Origin of the sequence: Methanococcoides mangrovi (genome assembly GCF_052057775.1) — an archaeon.
Lineage (GTDB): Archaea > Halobacteriota > Methanosarcinia > Methanosarcinales > Methanosarcinaceae > Methanococcoides.
Window position 1 is genome coordinate 650716 of sequence record NZ_CP195121.1, and the last position, 15994, is coordinate 666709.

General features: G+C 46.2%; 19 protein-coding genes. 12 read left to right on the top strand and 7 right to left on the bottom strand.

Annotated features, from left to right (window positions below; all coding sequences use genetic code 11):
* Positions 1–11: 11 nt before the first annotated feature.
* Complete coding sequence (trxA, locus tag ACR3I3_RS03255; RefSeq protein WP_440953141.1) at positions 12–404, bottom strand: thioredoxin; 393 nt, start codon at positions 402–404, stop codon at positions 12–14.
* A 136-nt stretch (positions 405–540) separates the two neighbouring features.
* Here trxA and ACR3I3_RS03260 point away from each other — a divergent pair, with 136 nt between their 5' ends.
* Together ACR3I3_RS03260 and ACR3I3_RS03265 are read left to right on the top strand one after the other, a co-directional pair.
* A complete protein-coding gene (locus ACR3I3_RS03260; RefSeq protein ID WP_440953142.1) occupies positions 541–792 on the top strand; it encodes a hypothetical protein in 252 nt (83 codons plus the stop codon).
* Complete coding sequence (locus tag ACR3I3_RS03265) at positions 789–1802, top strand: restriction endonuclease (protein WP_440953143.1); 1014 nt, start codon at positions 789–791, stop codon at positions 1800–1802. Before ACR3I3_RS03260 ends, ACR3I3_RS03265 begins: the two co-directional genes overlap by 4 nt.
* A 32-nt stretch (positions 1803–1834) precedes the next feature.
* On the opposite strand, the gene ACR3I3_RS03270 is transcribed toward ACR3I3_RS03265, so the two are convergent.
* From ACR3I3_RS03270 to hcp, 5 genes are all read right to left on the bottom strand, one after another.
* A complete protein-coding gene (locus tag ACR3I3_RS03270; protein WP_440953144.1) occupies positions 1835–2044 on the bottom strand; it encodes a hypothetical protein in 210 nt (69 codons plus the stop codon).
* Positions 2045–2095: 51 nt separating this feature from the next.
* Entirely contained in the window at positions 2096–2425 is a 330-nt protein-coding gene (locus tag ACR3I3_RS03275; protein WP_440953145.1) for a hypothetical protein, read from the bottom strand.
* A gap of 32 nt (positions 2426–2457) precedes the next feature.
* Positions 2458–3447: a radical SAM protein gene (locus ACR3I3_RS03280; protein WP_440953146.1), complete on the bottom strand. Its 990-nt coding sequence runs from the start codon at positions 3445–3447 to the stop codon at positions 2458–2460.
* A gap of 120 nt (positions 3448–3567) precedes the next feature.
* Positions 3568–3918: a hypothetical protein gene (locus ACR3I3_RS03285; protein ID WP_440953147.1), complete on the bottom strand. Its 351-nt coding sequence runs from the start codon at positions 3916–3918 to the stop codon at positions 3568–3570.
* Positions 3919–4077: 159 nt separating this feature from the next.
* Positions 4078–5766, bottom strand: a complete 1689-nt coding sequence (hcp, locus tag ACR3I3_RS03290) for a hydroxylamine reductase (protein ID WP_440953148.1) — start codon at positions 5764–5766, stop codon at positions 4078–4080.
* 220 nt (positions 5767–5986) lie between these two features.
* Here hcp and ACR3I3_RS03295 point away from each other — a divergent pair, with 220 nt between their 5' ends.
* The 3 genes from ACR3I3_RS03295 (at position 5987) to ACR3I3_RS03305 (ending at position 7446) form a co-directional block, all read left to right on the top strand.
* Positions 5987–6832, top strand: a complete 846-nt coding sequence (locus tag ACR3I3_RS03295; RefSeq protein WP_440953149.1) for an EamA family transporter — start codon at positions 5987–5989, stop codon at positions 6830–6832.
* Positions 6833–7056: 224 nt separating this feature from the next.
* Positions 7057–7272, top strand: a complete 216-nt coding sequence (locus ACR3I3_RS03300) for a hypothetical protein (RefSeq protein ID WP_440953150.1) — start codon at positions 7057–7059, stop codon at positions 7270–7272.
* A 30-nt stretch (positions 7273–7302) separates the two neighbouring features.
* Entirely contained in the window at positions 7303–7446 is a 144-nt protein-coding gene (locus ACR3I3_RS03305; protein WP_440953151.1) for a hypothetical protein, read from the top strand.
* Between the two features lie 569 nt (positions 7447–8015).
* On the opposite strand, the gene ACR3I3_RS03310 is transcribed toward ACR3I3_RS03305, so the two are convergent.
* Complete coding sequence (locus tag ACR3I3_RS03310; RefSeq protein WP_440953152.1) at positions 8016–8777, bottom strand: winged helix-turn-helix domain-containing protein; 762 nt, start codon at positions 8775–8777, stop codon at positions 8016–8018.
* Positions 8778–8905: 128 nt separating this feature from the next.
* Between ACR3I3_RS03310 and ACR3I3_RS03315 the strand changes: the two genes are divergently transcribed.
* The 7 genes from ACR3I3_RS03315 to ACR3I3_RS03345 all read left to right on the top strand — a co-directional run bounded on the left by ACR3I3_RS03315 (position 8906) and on the right by ACR3I3_RS03345 (position 15982).
* Positions 8906–9310, top strand: coding sequence for a pyridoxamine 5'-phosphate oxidase family protein (locus tag ACR3I3_RS03315; RefSeq protein ID WP_440953153.1), 405 nt, complete (start codon positions 8906–8908; stop codon positions 9308–9310).
* A gap of 240 nt (positions 9311–9550) precedes the next feature.
* The gene (gatC, locus tag ACR3I3_RS03320; RefSeq protein ID WP_440953154.1) at positions 9551–9832 is read left to right on the top strand and encodes an Asp-tRNA(Asn)/Glu-tRNA(Gln) amidotransferase subunit GatC; all 282 of its coding nucleotides are present in this window, start codon (positions 9551–9553) and stop codon (positions 9830–9832) included.
* 9 nt (positions 9833–9841) lie between these two features.
* Positions 9842–11269, top strand: a complete 1428-nt coding sequence (gene gatA, locus ACR3I3_RS03325; protein ID WP_440953155.1) for an Asp-tRNA(Asn)/Glu-tRNA(Gln) amidotransferase subunit GatA — start codon at positions 9842–9844, stop codon at positions 11267–11269.
* Complete coding sequence (gene gatB / locus ACR3I3_RS03330; protein WP_440953156.1) at positions 11270–12691, top strand: Asp-tRNA(Asn)/Glu-tRNA(Gln) amidotransferase subunit GatB; 1422 nt, start codon at positions 11270–11272, stop codon at positions 12689–12691.
* Between the two features lie 646 nt (positions 12692–13337).
* Positions 13338–13487, top strand: coding sequence for a 50S ribosomal protein L40e (locus ACR3I3_RS03335; protein ID WP_440953157.1), 150 nt, complete (start codon positions 13338–13340; stop codon positions 13485–13487).
* An 8-nt stretch (positions 13488–13495) separates the two neighbouring features.
* Complete coding sequence (locus tag ACR3I3_RS03340; RefSeq protein WP_440953158.1) at positions 13496–14239, top strand: geranylgeranylglyceryl/heptaprenylglyceryl phosphate synthase; 744 nt, start codon at positions 13496–13498, stop codon at positions 14237–14239.
* Positions 14240–14266: 27 nt separating this feature from the next.
* Positions 14267–15982, top strand: a complete 1716-nt coding sequence (locus tag ACR3I3_RS03345) for an ATP-binding cassette domain-containing protein (protein ID WP_440953159.1) — start codon at positions 14267–14269, stop codon at positions 15980–15982.
* Positions 15983–15994: the final 12 nt, after the last annotated feature.

Genomic DNA, 15994 nt, shown 5'->3' on the forward strand with positions numbered 1-15994 from the left:
TCCGTTAATTCTCAGATTAATTTGTTCAGTCTTTCAACGAGCTGTTCTTTCTGGAGCGCTCCCACGATCTGTCCGGCTGGCTTTCCATTTTTGAATACCAGAAGTGTGGGTATGGCTGTGATATTGAAATTCCTTGCAGTGTTCTGGTTCTCATCAGTGTTCAGTTTGCCAAAAACGATCTTCCCCTGCATTTCCCTTGCAAGTGCATCAATGACAGGTACAAGTTTCCTGCAAGGCCCGCACCACTCTGCCCAGCAATCAATAACCACTACGGGATATTTTGATGTGATCTCGTTAAAGTTAGAATCTGTTGCATGAAGGGGACTGTCCGGGAATGATCTTGCTTCAAGGTTGCTTTTGATCTGTTCCAATCGCTGTTGCCTGATCTTTTCTAAATCATCCATTGTGCTCACCTTATCTGTTGTGAGAACTGTCCTAAATTTTATAATAATATTAATATTTGATATGGTATTATAATCTACCATATACTTTTGTGTGTATGCAGATTAATGTTGTGAAATGATTTAAAGTTTTGTATGGTTGTCCAGAAAATGCACAAAACCATGCAGACTTACTCACGATGGCGGTTTCAATAACATTATACAAAGAGAAAGGTACGGTGACCTTATGAAAGGAAGGGCTGAAAAAAAACAAATTGATCGCTCACTCTTTGACCAGAAATGTGTAACATGTGGGACATGGATGGTAAGTACGGAAAAGAAAGTGAATGAAGTAACGACCATCACATATTCCTGTTCTGAATGCGGGCTTACCTATACGGTTGACAAATGAGCGCTATTTCTATCTGGTCACTGGACCAGCTTCTGGAAACCGATCCCTATGACCTTGAGAACCTCGTAGCTTCTCTTTTCAGGAAGATGGGGTATAAGGCAAATGTAACATCACGTTCAAAGGACGGTGGTGTCGATGTGGAGGTGAGCATTGAACATTTTGGCCTTTCACACCGGTGGCTCGTTCAGGTCAAACGTTATCTTAACCCGGTGGGAGTGAAAGAGGTAAGGGAATATAGCAGCCTCCGCTACAGGGAAAAGGTCGATGGTGTTATAATTGTCACAACCTCCACTTTCACTGAAGATGCATACAGGGAAGCTGCAGAACATAATGTGAAACTCATTGAAGGGCAGTTACTTGTTTCAATGCTCAACCACTATTGCGGTGATGCTCCTGCAGCTGTTTCAGGGGTTGCTGAGAATACCACCTCCTCGGGTGTTGTGCTTAAGACAGGTGAATCTGTACATCTCAGGGAAGCTGTAAGTGTTGATAGCAAGCGATTTACACTGGTCATTACTAACAGGCACATCTACTTCGAGCAGAGCTCAGGAGGGCTTTTCTCTAAAAAGCAGGAGATCTCACGCCGCATAGAGGTAAAGGACATTGTTGGTTTTTCACAGTCAGGTAAGGATCTCCTTATGGTTGTGGGTAAGAAGGGATTCGAAGTGATCTGTATTCGCCCAAGGAATATGGATAAGGTCCTGGAAGTCCTTGGTCAGCTAAGGGCCGATTACATGAGGGGTGAATCACTTCTCAGGCTGGAGCTGGCAAAGGGCGATGTTATCATTCTGACCAACCGCAGGATTGTCATTATATCATCTGTCGGGGAAGAATCACTGGACCTTAAATTAAAGGATATTGTTGGTTCGGAAGTAACCGGTTCCGGGATGTTCAGTAAGCAGAAGCTCATCATCTCAGAGTTACGTGATGGTGCAAAAAAGCATGTCCTTGAAGTGACTGATGCAAGGGATTGGAAAAACGAGATCGATCGGGCTGTGCGTTCAGCCTGATCATGTCTTATCTGTTTATTTTGACTGAATTATCATTTTGGAAAAAGATCGCTGTATCTCTGGTATCTTAATGCCCTCGTGAGGAATATAGCAATAATTCCTATGGAAATTCCGAGAAGGATCACCATGACAACGTTTCCTTCATCTGCAAACTTTAACATGCTGTTGAAGAGGAAGGCAGTGATCAGTATGCCTGCCAGCATTATATAGACAATAGGGGCTTTATACAATTTTTCGATCATATTTCATCGTCGTTCTGTATCAGTTGTATCATATTTTACTGTTATCCATGATCAGATATCAGGATGTTCTTCAATAGGACTTCGCTTCAGGACATTATCTATATATTCTATCCTGTGTATCCTTTCCGTTACCATGAGGTCGAATATAAGTTCGATCTCCTCCGGATATGGATTGTTAGCATACATTGGATGATATGGCTCCATGTCCTGTTGTGCCACATAGAACATCTCTTCCCCGAAATAGACGATTGATCTCAGGTCATATTTCTCAAATGTTCTGATCACGAACTCCTTTGACATTGGAGTAACTGCAAATTCAAAGTCTGCGTCCGTCATCTCAATGGAGGCTTCAAATCCGGGCTCATTTCCTGTTCCTGTCATTTATGCCTCCTTAGAATTTGCATACTGTTCTATCAGTCCTCATCCTCACAGAGGTCTGTGTGAGGATTCATGTCACAACCGGTACATGGCAGGCACATGGTCTTGAACACATCTGCACGAAGCCCGTTCTCGTCCAGGATCCTGCGAAGCAGTCTTGTAAGTTTAAGCAGCCTTTCCTTTGAAGGCCGATCAATGAAAACCTCTCCCTCACGCAACGGGTGCTTGCTTGCAGGCCTCAGTATTGGTACAACTCCAAGGGAGGCCAGTTCACGTATGCCTTTCTCCACAGCTTCGTCCGTTTCACCAAGACCGATGATGAAATTGGAACACACCCTGTTCTTTCCGAATATCTCTGCGGCTTCCTTGAGGGTCTTCAATATCTCTTCCATGTCCTGTCCGGGGCAGACCTTCTTGTAGAGCTCCCTGTCCATTGTTTCAACATTGTACTTGATCTCGTCAACACCTGCCTCTTTCAGGCGTCTGTTGGAATCCGCTGTCGGATATACTGCAACGCCGATGGGCACTCCATATTTCTTCACGGCCTTTACGACCTCGAGGGCTCTTTCAAATTCCTCTTCAACTGACTTATCAACGCCGGAGGTGATGGATATACCTTTCATCTTGCCGGTGGCATTTGCCTCTTCAATAAGCTCCAGGACCTCTTCAATGGTCTTGACCTTGCCGTTGAGCTTTGGGACAGGACAGAACTTGCAGTCAAAGATACATTTCTCTGTCATGTTTATGTAGGCCTGTTCCGGACAATGGATAAGTTCTTCCTCTATCTCTCCCCTTACGATCTCCCTTCCATCTCTCATTATTACGATCTCATCTCCGTCTGCAACTGCTTTGAGAGGGGAGTCCTTGTTAAGTCCGAGCCTTACCCTCTGGTTGCCGGAGCGGAAGAAGAATGCTGTCTTTCCTGCTCCCGGTCCCGCTGTAGGGACTGTGATCTTACCCAGAAGGGATGGTTCTATATCAAGGCTGCCTACGGCAATAAGTTCGGCTTTTGTTTCTGGTCTCATCAGCGTCTCCGTCTTTTTCTAATATTGATCAGGATATTGATTTATCTATATAAGACAAATTAACATTTGCCTATTATATATGCTTCTTTCCGGTATATTTTGCCAGTTCTTTAAAATAGTTCAATCTTTGTTCTTGCGGATAGAGAGTATGCCTGCCAGGAAAAGGACGAAACCCACACCCCAGAATATCCCGTTAAGTGCCAGTCCTAGCGTAAGTATGACAAAACCCAGTACAAGAGATGCTTTCTCATTAGACGGACTTTTCATTATGTTGGCCCTGCCGGTGGCAATAAGATAGGCAGAGCTGAGGTACAATATTGCCGTGATAAGGTACAGTATTCCCGGGTAATAACGCTGGTCAATTATTATCATCGATGCAGCTATTGACAGAAAAACAATTGATGCAAATATAAGTAGTATTTTCCATACTTTGTTCTGTTTTCCTTTTGATCTTTCCAGGTTGTTCTCCACAATTATATGTTGTTTGATGCTGCTATAAAAGAATTTTTAGCTACTTGTTCTGTAGTCTTCAATTAACATCTAAAAAAGAAAAAGATCACAGGATGAATATCATTACGGAGGGGATCAAGTAAAGGGGGATGAGGATGAATAGGGGATAAAGGAAAGGCTTTAGAGCAGCCTTTCCAGATCCTCGTCGACGGTTGTGTTGGGTGCTATGTTAAAGTTCTCGACAAGGACATTAAGTACGTTCGGGGAGACGAATGCAGGCAGTGTCGGACCAAGTGTGATGTTCTTGACACCGAGGTACAGCAGTGCGAGCAAGACAAGGACCGCCTTTTGTTCATACCATGCGATGTTGTATGAGACCGGCAGCTCGTTTATGTCATCAAGTCCGAAGACCTCTGCAAGTTTCTGTGCGATGATCACAAGGGAGTATGAGTCATTACACTGTCCTGCATCGAGTACCCTCGGGATGCCGTCTATATCCCCGAGGTCGAGCTTGTTGTAGCGGTATTTTGCACAACCCGCTGTGAGGATGACCGCACTTTCAGGGAGGGCTTCTGCGAATTTAGTGTAGTAATCCCTTTCCTTGTGCCTACCGTCACAACCTGCCATGACCACGAAGCGTGTGATCTTTCCGCCCTTGACGGCCTCTACGATCTTGTCAGCAACAGAGAGGGCTGCACTGTGGGCAAATCCTCCGACAAGGGTACCGTCTTCCAGTTGCTCAGGAGGTTTGCATTTCTTTGCCTGCTCGATCAGGGCAGAGAAGTCCTTTGCTCCGTTCGCGTCAGCATCGATGTGCTTCACACCGTCAAACCCGACGATGCTTGTGGTATAGATCCTGTCAATGTAGCTTTCCTTTGGCGGAACAAGACAGTTCGTTGTCATCAGTATGGGGCCGTTGAACTTCTCGAACTCGCTCTTCTGTGCCCACCAGGATCCTCCGTAGTTCCCGACGAAGTGGTCGTACTTCTTGAATGCCGGATAGTAGTTTGCAGGAAGCATCTCACCATGGGTATAGACGTCAACGCCGGTTCCCTGTGTCTGTTTGAGAAGCTGATCCATGTCCTTTAGGTCGTGACCACTGATGAGGATGCCCGGATTGTCCCTGACACCAAGGTAGACTTCGGTTGGTTCAGGATTGCCATAGGTGGTTGTGTTCGCCTCGTCCAGCAATGCCATTACCTTTACACCGTATTCTCCACATTCGAGAACCAGTCCGACAAGGTCATCAACTGAAAGTGTATCATCCATGGTTGCGGCAAGTGCTCTTTCTGTGAATGCGAATATACTGTCATCACTGTATCCCAGGACATTTGCATGATGTGCATAGGCTGCAAGACCCTTGAGCCCATAGGTAAGTATCTCACGCAGTGATCTTATGTCTTCGTTCTGTGTGGCAAGGATGCCTGTGTTTGCTGTTTTCAGGGATTCGGGTGTGACGATGGAGGCAGCAGGGATATCAAATCTGGTTTCCGGATCGGACATGCCGAGTGTTGCTTTGATCTTGTCACCGAACGAAAGGTCCTTTGCTTGTCCCAGGTTGATATTCCTTGTTGCAAGGTTGCGCTTGATGCCATCCCTTATCTCAAGTCCTTCCCTGACATATCTCTGGAAGTCCTTTGCGCTGAAGTTAACGTTGGTGATGGTGGCGAACAGACCGTTCATGATGAACTTATCCACCTTTGGATCGGTGATGCCGTTCTCACGTGCCTTTGAGTTGTAGTATGCGATGCCTTTGAGGACGTAGGTAAGCTGGTCCTGCAGGTCAGCAACTTCCGGTTTCTTTCCGCAGGCACCTGCTTTGGTACATGCCTGACCATTAACTGTTTCTTCACATTGGTAGCAATACATTATTCGGTCTCTCCTTTTTTGGGTTGGGTGTCGGAATTAAGTATCTTTCAGATATTAGGTAGATTAAAGATACTGGTATATATAGTCCAAGTTTCTTATTGGATACTCCCTCGGGGAATAGTTGCTCGAAAGTATCTTTTCGGTCTGTGTGAGAATCTATTTATAGAAATGAGAAAATTTACCCGGAAATAATCCTATTCTTCATCCCGGAGCAAACCTTATGATCCCCCCTGAGATCCTTGTAACCTTTTTCGGCCTTGCAGCAGCTGCAACCTGGGGTGCTGCAGATTTCTCTGGTGGTCTTGCAACAAGACGCGCCAGTGTCTATTCGGTGGTCATAATCACACAGGCTGTGGGTCTTGTCCTTCTTCCATTTCTTGCACTGTATTTCTCAGAAGAGTTCCCTCCAATGGATGGCATATTCTGGGGATTTGTTGCAGGTGTTGCCGGAAGTTCCGGTCTTCTGGCACTATATCATGCATTTTCCAGGGGTAAGATGGGAGTTGCAGCACCTATCTCGGCTGTGATAACTGTTGCACTGCCTGTGGTATATGGTGCTTCCAACGAAGGTCTGCCAGCAGGATACCAGATAGGAGGGTTTGTGTTAGCTATTGTCGCCATGTGGCTGATCAGCAACACAGGCGAGAAAGGCGAGATCAAAAGGCAGGATGTGTTCTACCCTCTGCTGGCAGGCGTGGGTTTTGGTATCTTCTTCATATCGGTGGATCTTTTCAGCGAATCCGCGGTCTTCTGGCCACTTACGGTTGCAAAGGTATCTGCTGTAGTGGTGATCCTTGGATTTGCCTTCTTCAGAAAGTCGGCAACCTTGCCTTCAAAAAGCGTTCTCCCCGTCATAATACTTGCAGGGATCTTTGATGCCATTGGTAATCTTTTCTTCGCTCTTGCTTCTCAGGTGGGGAGGCTTGATATTGCGACAGTGATAGCATCCCTATATCCCGGAAGCACGGTTCTGCTTGCATGGATAATTCTTAAAGAGCATTTGTCCTCAATGCAGTGGATCGGTGTTGTTCTTGCTCTGTCAGCAATTGCATTGATCTCTTTGTGAGCGCTGAAGTTTTAATGATACAAAAAAACTTTAGTTACCTTTTAGGATAATAGTAATTATCCAAAAGCAATATTATTTATACTCAAAATGTCAACATATTAGCAAGGTCTGTGTATGGGGGTTGCAGATGGGATCCTGTGTGGTTTCTCAACCAATGGTCCCTGTTCTGCTGGCATGCACTGATCCGATCAGATATGGTGTGTAAATATTTGGGGACTAAAGAAATGACAGATACAAATGAGACTATAACAGATGCATACAGGTACGGATATCTTTTGAGTAACGTAGTCTTATACAAACCGCAAGTATGTATGGATGCTGCGGTCGTTTTTTCTTCGATAGTGAACGATGACGGCACCATCAAAAGAAGGCGCCTTTATCGTATCTATTCCGGGCATGGGTACAATCGTCCTGAGAGGTCCCGGGAAAAAGCAGCTTAAATATTAACTTTTGAACAAATGAGGTATAAAATGGAAGATAGAAATTTGCTTTATGTACAGCCTGGCACAGAGGATTCCTCTGCAATTGCATTTTCCATCAGCATTGGTGCAGATGGCAGGATCGGTAGCAGCAGCCTGCTAAGAATAGACCCGAGCAAGCAGGATGATTCCTGAAATTCCTTTCTTTTCTGAGATCCATCCTGTGAAACCATCCATTCGGGAATTCCCCTGAATGGATCAGTTTTTCCATACATCCTGTCAATAGGGATCCGCCTCCCGTAAGAAAGTATTCGTTAGGGGGGCTTTTCAGGATCCTCATCGATCTCAACAAAGGAGAGTGAGATCGTTCCCCATGGTGAGCTCGAGAGTTCCAACCTGAAGTTTGAACTGAGTCTCATACGTACCACCTTCTTTTATTCCCAATTAGAAATTTGTCCCGATGCTATTTATATATTACCCATAATAAAAATAAAATGCTTATCCTCATAATGTATATTTATTTTTATTATTCAATATTTGCGGGTATATTTCGCCTCATGTACCTGATATCTTCAGAATTTAAAAATGAACTCTATTTTAAAAAATAGTCATAAGATGATGATATTTCTGGAGTTTCTAATGTGTCTCCAATGTAAATATGCTATATTGTTCTAATTCTTTTCCTTTTTTGTTCTTCTTCTGTGATATATGCCCTGGCCCAAAAGACAGGCTACTTTTATCTGCTTGATGGTTGGATGAATCAATTATTCTCTAATATAGTTCACACCCAATCTGGATACAAGTTCAGCCATGGCATTGAGCGTTTCATAACCCTGCACACTGATCTGGTATTCACCCCTTTCACCACGCTGCCTGATCATTCCCCTGTTCTGCAGTTTTTCCAGATGGAATAGAAGGTTCCCTCCGCGAAGCTCGGTGAGCTTTGAGAGTTCGGTGAACGATCTTCCCTCTTCGTACAGTGCCTTGAGGATCCTGACACGCACGGAGCTGCTCAAAGGATCTCCTATCAGGCTGGCAACCTGCTCTTCATGAAGGTCCTGGACCTGCAACTGTATGTTACTTTCATTACGGTAGAGGCCCATTGTCTGCAACATTCCTATCTGCTGGTCGAAGTATCCCTCAGCTTTCTGTATGCAGTTGGAACAGTGATCGAATTGTGCCATCTCCTTCACGTTATCAAAATTGGTGCGCAACTTTTCGATATTCTCCTTTGTAACCTGCCCTTTTCTTGTATAGTCTATCAGATCCTCAAAATAATGGACCAGATGCGGGATACATTTTGACTGCATTGGGCATTCCTTTTCCTCGTTCTCAATGACCTGGCAGGCATTCTCAAAAGACCCGTTGATCATCTGCACAGCGCACTGGTTCCTGAACTCATTGAACAATGAATTGGTCTGGCCTCCTGCAACCTCTCCCCTGAACCTGTTAAGTTCATTGCGAAGCCCGGTAATTTCCTCATAGAGCAGAGATATCTCCTCTGCTATCATTTTTTGTTCGCTCATAATGCCATCATCTCAAGGTGGATCTGTTTTGTGACTGGTTAGAAATATGCACTTAGATGTATTTAAGTACAGTTTTGTAACAGTTTACTATATTAATATATACTTATTTAGTACCTGTGGTGATCAACATGGTAACACTTACAGATGAAATGAAAGAAGCTATAAGCACAATACAGATATTCCCTGTTGCAACTGCTTCAAAGGATGGAGTTCCGAACGTTGTACCTATCGGTTTTGTCTCGCTGATCGATGACAGCACGATATGGATCGCGGACAACTTCATGAAAAAGACCCTTTCGAACGTAATGGAGAATCCAAAGGTCTCTATCTATATCTGGGGACCAAAGACAAAAGGCTCCTTCCAGATCAAGGGTGATGTTGAGTTAAAGACAAGCGGACCGGATTTCGAGAAGATGCAGGAGATCGTCCATTCCAAAATGTCACAGGCACCGGCAAAAAGCCTTCTTGTGATGAAGATCACGGATGTTTATGATTGCTCCCCCGGACCAAATGCAGGGGAAAGGCTGCTTTAAGCACATATTATCCTTCCTTCTCCACAGGGTGTCATCAGATCTTCTACTGCAAATCCTCTCCCTGTGGAGTTCCCTTTCTTTTTGGACACTATACCTTCCTTTGTCTTTCTCATTGCCCTCCCACAACCTGATCACATTGAGCTATCCGGACAAGCCAACATATTAATATTAAGTACTTGATTTCTATCAGTCATATTAGAACACACTATGTTATTATCCCAATTATCTGAGGAACCTAATATGATCACAAAAGACGAGGTAGAACACGTAGGATGGCTCGCCCGCATCGAGATCGATGATGCGGATGCCGAGGACTACGCTGTGAAGTTAAGTTCTGTACTGGATTATTTCGGCCAGCTGGATGAGGTGGACACCGAGGATGTCGAACCCACCTATCACGTGGCAGATATCATGAACGTCTTCAGGGAAGATGTTGTCACACCATCCCTTGACCAGGAAGATGTGCTTGCGAACACCGCATCCGAGAAGGATGGCTATATCAAGGCACCGAGGATCATTTGAGGTGAGACCATGGCTGAATGGCTGAGCATATCTGATATTAAAAGGAAGATCTCTGAAAGTTCTGCAGAAGAGGTTACAGCTGCTTATCTTGAAACGATCGCAAAAAGCAGCATCAATGGTTACACATGTACCTATGACGGCGCACTTGAGATGGCAAAGGAGGCAGACAAGGGCAATGGCGAAGGTCTGCTTGCAGGAGTACCTATCGCTATCAAGGACAACATTTCCACAAAGGGACTTGCAACTACCTGCAGTTCAAAGATACTGGAAGGTTATATCCCACCCTATGATGCACATGTTATCGAGCGTCTGAAAGCAGAAGGAGCTGTTATACTCGGAAAGACCAACATGGACGAGTTCGCAATGGGCACATCCACTGAATCAAGCTGCTATGGTGCCACTCTGAACCCATGGGACACAGATAGAGTGCCCGGAGGTTCATCTGGTGGCAGTGCCGCTGTTGTTGCAGCAGGCGAGGCCCCGGTATCACTTGGTTCTGACACCGGTGGTTCTGTTCGCTGTCCTGCCGCATTCTGCGGTGTTGTGGGACTCAAGCCAACATACGGAGCTGTTTCCCGTTATGGTCTTATTTCCTATGCTAACTCCCTTGAGCAGATCGGTCCCATGGCAACATGTGTCGAGGACATCGCCACTGTTATGGATGTCATTGGCGGTCACGATCCCCGTGACAGCACTTCTATTGACAGGGAAGTGAACTATCGCGATGCACTTGTTGATGATGTAAAAGGTCTCAAGATCGGTGTTCCTGAAGAGTACTTCGGTGAAGGTGTTGATGCAGGCGTCGAGAAGGCTGTCTGGGATGCGATCAGCAAGTACGAGGAAATGGGTGCAACATGGGAGAAGGTCTCCATGCCACATACAAAATACGCTCTTGCAGCTTACTATACCATTGCCATGAGCGAGGCATCATCCAACCTTGCAAGGTTCGACGGTACCCGCTATGGTCCAAGGCACGACGGTGAGAACTGGCATGTTATGGCATCCAGGACACGTGCCGAATGTTTCGGTAAGGAAGTACAGCGCAGGGTGCTTCTTGGAACATACGCCCTCTCTGCCGGATATCAGGACAAGTACTATCTCAAGGCACTGAAGGTGCGCACCCTTGTCAAGCAGGACTTCGAGAAAGCACTGTCAAGTGTGGATGTCCTGATGGGACCAACAATGCCAATGCCTGCATTTAAGATCGGTGAGAAGGTGGAGGACCCACTGTCCCTGTACCTTAGCGATGTGAACACTGTTCCGATGAACCTCTCCGGAGTTCCATGCATATCAGTGCCATGCGGACTTTCCGACGGACTCCCTGTTGGGTTGCAGATCATAGGAAAACAGTACGATGAAGCGACCATCATGCGTGCGGCATATGCGTTCGAACAAAATACCGATCATAATAAAGCACGTCCTGCAGAGGTGATCTAAATGGTATACGAGAATCCTGATGGTGTAATGATCGGACTTGAGGTCCACGTCCAGCTGAACAAGCTCAACACCAAGATGTTCTGCGGCTGTTCTACAAAATACCACGATGCAGAACCAAACACACACGTATGTCCTGTCTGTCTTGGTCTTCCGGGCGCATTGCCTGTGATCAACAAGAAGTCAGTGGAAGCTGCCATGAAGATCGGACTGGCACTCAACTGTGAGATCGTGGAGCAGACACAGTTCCACAGGAAGAACTATTACTATCCTGACCTTCCAAAAGGTTTCCAGACCACCCAGTATGATTTCCCTATCGTAGGCAACGGTAAGATCGTCATTGAGGGCGAGGACGGGGAGCATGTGGTAAGGATCACCCGTGCACACATGGAAGAGGACCCCGGTCGTCTGATGCACATGGGAACCATTGAGAAGTCCAAGGGAACACTTATCGATTACAACCGTTCCGGAATGTCCCTTATCGAGATAGTTTCCGAACCTGACATGAGGAGTCCTAAAGAGGCCCGCAGGTACCTTGACAAGCTGAGGAACATCCTTGAGTACCTGGATGTTTTCGACGGCAGTCTTGAAGGTTCCATGAGGGTCGACTCCAACATCTCCGTCATGGGCGGCCAGAGGGTCGAGGTCAAGAACATCTCCTCTCACAAGGGTGCAGAACGTGCCATCCTCTATGAGATCATGCGCCAGAAGAACCTTCTGAGAAGGGGTGGAAAGGTCGTAATGGAGACCCGTCACTTCGATGAGGCAAGGGGTGTCACCATCTCCATGCGTACAAAGGAAGAGGAGCATGACTACCGCTACTTCCCTGAACCTGACCTTGTACCGATGAGGGTGTCCGACTGGGGACCTGCTATCAAGGAAACCCTTCCTGAGCTTCCGGATGCAAAACGTGACCGTTTCATTGAGCAGTATGATATCATTGAGATGCATGCAAAGGCACTTACCTCTGATATCCGTGTGGCAGACTTCTTTGAGATAGTCGCTTCAAAGGTCGACCCCCGTGCAGCAGGTACCTGGGTTGCAGATGTGCTCAGGGGCGAGCTTAATTACAGGGACCTTGCTATCACTTCCTTCACAACTGATGACATCATTGATATCATCAACCTTGTGCTTGAGGAGAAGATCACCGAGAAGAGCGCGGTGGATGTTATCAGGATTATCCTCGATGAAGGCGGAAATCCAATGGACATTGTAAAGGAGAAAGGCCTCCTGAAGGTCGAGGGTGATATCGTGACACAGGCGGTCTCAGAAACAATTGCAGAAAATGACGAGGCTATTCAGGACTACCTTGGAGGAACTGAGAAATCCCTCAACTTCCTTGTAGGACAGGTCATGAAGAAGACAAAGGGCCGTGCGGATGCACGTCAGGCCCGTGAGCTGCTCATCGCCGCTCTTAAGGAATAAGGCTCCGGTCTTATCCTTTTTACTTTTCTTTCCTTTTCTTTGTATTTCTTTTGCAGACTTCTGCATTCTTTTTTGTGACCAGGTTATGTATCAAAATCAATTAATAGTTTTAAAACAAATTCTCTATTACCGTATCATAACTGGTACGGTGTGGCAGTGAATCAGAAGGCAAAATGCCATTGGGAGTAAGATCCCATGACCATACAAGGTTAAACTGGCATTTGTAAATCCTTTAGGTCGACCTTGGATGGGGAGAACATCGGGGGTAGGGTCGCCCGGAGAGGTCGATGAGACGGCCCCTGATCACTGCCATTAACTTCCTTTTCTGCTAGTGCTGTCAGTTTACCAGTGGATACGTTCCCTTTTCTTTCCGTTTTCTCTTTCATCCTTACTTGTGAGCTCTGGCTCCATTTTTTAACGGCAATTTTCGCTTTGCTTTTATCAAGTCTTGTCATCATTCTTAAAATGAGTCTCTTGTTGCTGTTATACTTTATATTTTCTTTTTATGAGCTCATTTGCTTTTTTTGGGAAGTCATATCCTATCCCAAAACAGTTATATGTTTTGAAATGCATGTAGCCAGCCTGTATTACTGATGACTATCAGTTTCAAATAACATATCATTATACTATTAATCAAGGTGAGAACATGGCAAGATTTCCAGAAGCAGAGGACAGGATCCTTAACAAAAAGATCTGTATGAAGTGCAATGCACGTAATGCTGTCAGGGCAACACAGTGCAGAAAATGTGGTTACACAAACCTGCGTGTAAAATCCAAGGAAGCAAGAAAGAGCTGATCGTGCAAATGAAAGTGGAAGAGTACCTCAACGAGATCGCAGAACGCGAAGGTACAGTTCACTTAACTCTTATCGATCCGGCATCACAGGCCCCCGAGGTCGCTGCAGATATTGCAAAGGCTGCAGTAGAAGGGGGTACCGATGCTATCATGATCGGTGGTTCCACTGGAGCCGGAGGTCTGGCATTGGACCAGACCATTTTAAAGATAAAGGAACAGACAGATGTTCCTACTATTCTTTTCCCGGGGAATGCCGGCGGCTTAAGCGTTCACGCCGATGCCGTCCTTTTCATGAGCCTCCTGAATTCCCGTGACATCAACTATGTCACGACAAATCAGGCAATGGGGGCTCCACTTGTTTACAAGTACGGGATAGAGCCTATTTCCATGGCTTATATAATAACCGAGCCCGGGGGAACTGTTGGCTGGGTGGGCGATGCAAAGCTTATCCCCCGCAACAAACCGGAGCTTGCAGTAGCTTATTCCCTTGCGGGAAAGTACATGGGGATGCATTATACCTATCTTGAGGCAGGTTCAGGCGCAGACCAGCCGGTGACTCCCGCTACCATCGGTGCGGTAAAACACGTTCTCGGAGATAACAAGCTGATCGTAGGTGGCGGTATCCGCGATGGTAAGACTGCAAAGATCTGTGCAGATGCCGGTGCTGATATGATCGTTACCGGTACGATCGTCGAAGAGACCGCGGACGTCAGGGCTAAGATAGAAGAACTTGTGTCAGCTATCAAAAAATGATAAATGGATGCTGTTGGAGGCTTAATTATGCTCAGAGTTTCCGATATTGTAAAAGATTATGAGACCGCTTCAGGAGATCTGCGCGTTCTCGATGGTGTCAGTTTCGAAGTAGCTAATGGCGAGATCCTTGGTATCACGGGTAAGAGCGGCAGTGGAAAAACAACCCTTCTAAAGATATTAAGAGGCATTGAACCTTTCAATTCCGGAAGTATAGAGCTGGATGACTCAGTTATAACAAATGATTCTGCTGATGGTCCAAAGCTCCTTGGAAGAGGTACTGCCATTCATTTCCAGCGCAATTTTGGTCTATGGAACGGCCCTGCAATAGAGAACCTGATCCGAAGGCTGAATAGTCATTATGTTGGATACGAAGACCTTCCTGAGCCGGACGCTCCTCTTTATGATGAACTGTATGAGCGGTCCATGGCATACCTGCGACTTGTGGGACTTGAGAAGAAAGCGCTCCATTCATCCAACCTTCTTAGCGGTGGTGAGAAACAGCGCCTGATCGTTGCCCGCCAGCTGGCTGCCCAGCCTCGTCTTTTACTACTTGACGAACCTGTGACCATGACAGGTCCTGATACCAAGCAGGAGGTCATGGATGTCATCCTTCAGCTTAAGGACAGACTAAACATCCCTATCATCGTGGTATCCCACCTTCCGGAGGTCCACACATACCTCGCAGACCGTGTCATCTATCTCGAGGATGGCAAGGTCGTTGAAGACGGTAAACCTGAAGTCGTTCTGAAGAACTTCCTTAAGGACCTTAAACCAAAGGAAGAGCTATCTGAACTAAACGAAAAGGTTCCCTGCATCAGGGCAAGCAACATCTCAAAGAGGCTCGCACTTATTCGTGTAGGTGAGGTTCTCAACATCAAGAATCAGTCCCTGGAGATCAACAGAGGTGAGATTGTAAGTTTCATTGGTTCATCAGGCGCAGGCAAGACCACATTCCTGAAGATCATGGAGGGGCTGAAAGAGCCAAAGGAGGGCGAGGTTGCCTACTATCATGACGGTGAATGGGTGGATATGTCCAGCTTTACCAGACAGCGCCTGGACCTCTGGAGAAAGATAAGCATAATGCATCAGGAATTCTCACTTTCACCTCACTCGACCATACGCCAGCAGATAGGCTTCAGGCTGAGCATGAAAATGCACGGTGCACTTGAGCATGCGAGACAGAAGGCAGAGCAGTTGCACATTTCCGATGAGATGCTGGATATCATTTACAAGCTCCCGGACATGGGCGAGGACGAAAGGACAAAGGCACTCAACCAGATGCGTCTTTCAATGGATATATTTCCTCAGTTGTTCCCAGGCGTGCTGAGCACCGATGTGGACAAGTATGCAGTTCCTATCTTTGAGGCACTTGACCTTCCACTGGATGTCCTTGACAAGACCACCTACCAGATAAGCGGCGGTGAGCATGTCAGGGCCTATATAGCACTGGCACTTGCAACGTCTCCTGAGATCCTCATGCTGGATGAGCCATTCGGTGACCTTGATCCTGTAACATTAAGGGATGTTACCAATTCCCTGAAGAGGATCAATGCAACCTTTGGTACGACCATCGTGCTTGTGAGCCATCATATGGACTTTGTCAAGGAAGTTGCACACAGGGCAGTTCTTTTCGAGAATGGGTCTATTATCATGGATGGGGATGCCCGGGATGTATGCCAGAAGTTCATTGAAATGAGTGGTGCAAGATATCTTGAGCATTCTATCGAAGAGCTTGCAAGTTAAGTCCGATTGTGT

Excerpts from the sequence above, each read along its gene's own strand:
- trxA (WP_440953141.1), bottom strand. The coding sequence starts at position 404 with ATGGATGATTTAGAAAAGATCAGGCAACAGCGATTGGAACAGATCAAA.
- ACR3I3_RS03265 (WP_440953143.1), top strand. The coding sequence starts at position 789 with ATGAGCGCTATTTCTATCTGGTCACTGGACCAGCTTCTGGAAACCGAT.
- ACR3I3_RS03270 (WP_440953144.1), bottom strand. The coding sequence starts at position 2,044 with ATGATCGAAAAATTGTATAAAGCCCCTATTGTCTATATAATGCTGGCA.
- ACR3I3_RS03275 (WP_440953145.1), bottom strand. The coding sequence starts at position 2,425 with ATGACAGGAACAGGAAATGAGCCCGGATTTGAAGCCTCCATTGAGATG.
- ACR3I3_RS03280 (WP_440953146.1), bottom strand. The coding sequence starts at position 3,447 with ATGAGACCAGAAACAAAAGCCGAACTTATTGCCGTAGGCAGCCTTGAT.
- hcp (WP_440953148.1), bottom strand. The coding sequence starts at position 5,766 with ATGTATTGCTACCAATGTGAAGAAACAGTTAATGGTCAGGCATGTACC.
- ACR3I3_RS03295 (WP_440953149.1), top strand. The coding sequence starts at position 5,987 with ATGATCCCCCCTGAGATCCTTGTAACCTTTTTCGGCCTTGCAGCAGCT.
- ACR3I3_RS03300 (WP_440953150.1), top strand. The coding sequence starts at position 7,057 with ATGACAGATACAAATGAGACTATAACAGATGCATACAGGTACGGATAT.
- ACR3I3_RS03305 (WP_440953151.1), top strand. The coding sequence starts at position 7,303 with ATGGAAGATAGAAATTTGCTTTATGTACAGCCTGGCACAGAGGATTCC.
- ACR3I3_RS03310 (WP_440953152.1), bottom strand. The coding sequence starts at position 8,777 with ATGAGCGAACAAAAAATGATAGCAGAGGAGATATCTCTGCTCTATGAG.
- ACR3I3_RS03315 (WP_440953153.1), top strand. The coding sequence starts at position 8,906 with ATGGTAACACTTACAGATGAAATGAAAGAAGCTATAAGCACAATACAG.
- gatC (WP_440953154.1), top strand. The coding sequence starts at position 9,551 with ATGATCACAAAAGACGAGGTAGAACACGTAGGATGGCTCGCCCGCATC.
- gatA (WP_440953155.1), top strand. The coding sequence starts at position 9,842 with ATGGCTGAATGGCTGAGCATATCTGATATTAAAAGGAAGATCTCTGAA.
- gatB (WP_440953156.1), top strand. The coding sequence starts at position 11,270 with ATGGTATACGAGAATCCTGATGGTGTAATGATCGGACTTGAGGTCCAC.
- ACR3I3_RS03335 (WP_440953157.1), top strand. The coding sequence starts at position 13,338 with ATGGCAAGATTTCCAGAAGCAGAGGACAGGATCCTTAACAAAAAGATC.
- ACR3I3_RS03340 (WP_440953158.1), top strand. The coding sequence starts at position 13,496 with ATGAAAGTGGAAGAGTACCTCAACGAGATCGCAGAACGCGAAGGTACA.
- ACR3I3_RS03345 (WP_440953159.1), top strand. The coding sequence starts at position 14,267 with ATGCTCAGAGTTTCCGATATTGTAAAAGATTATGAGACCGCTTCAGGA.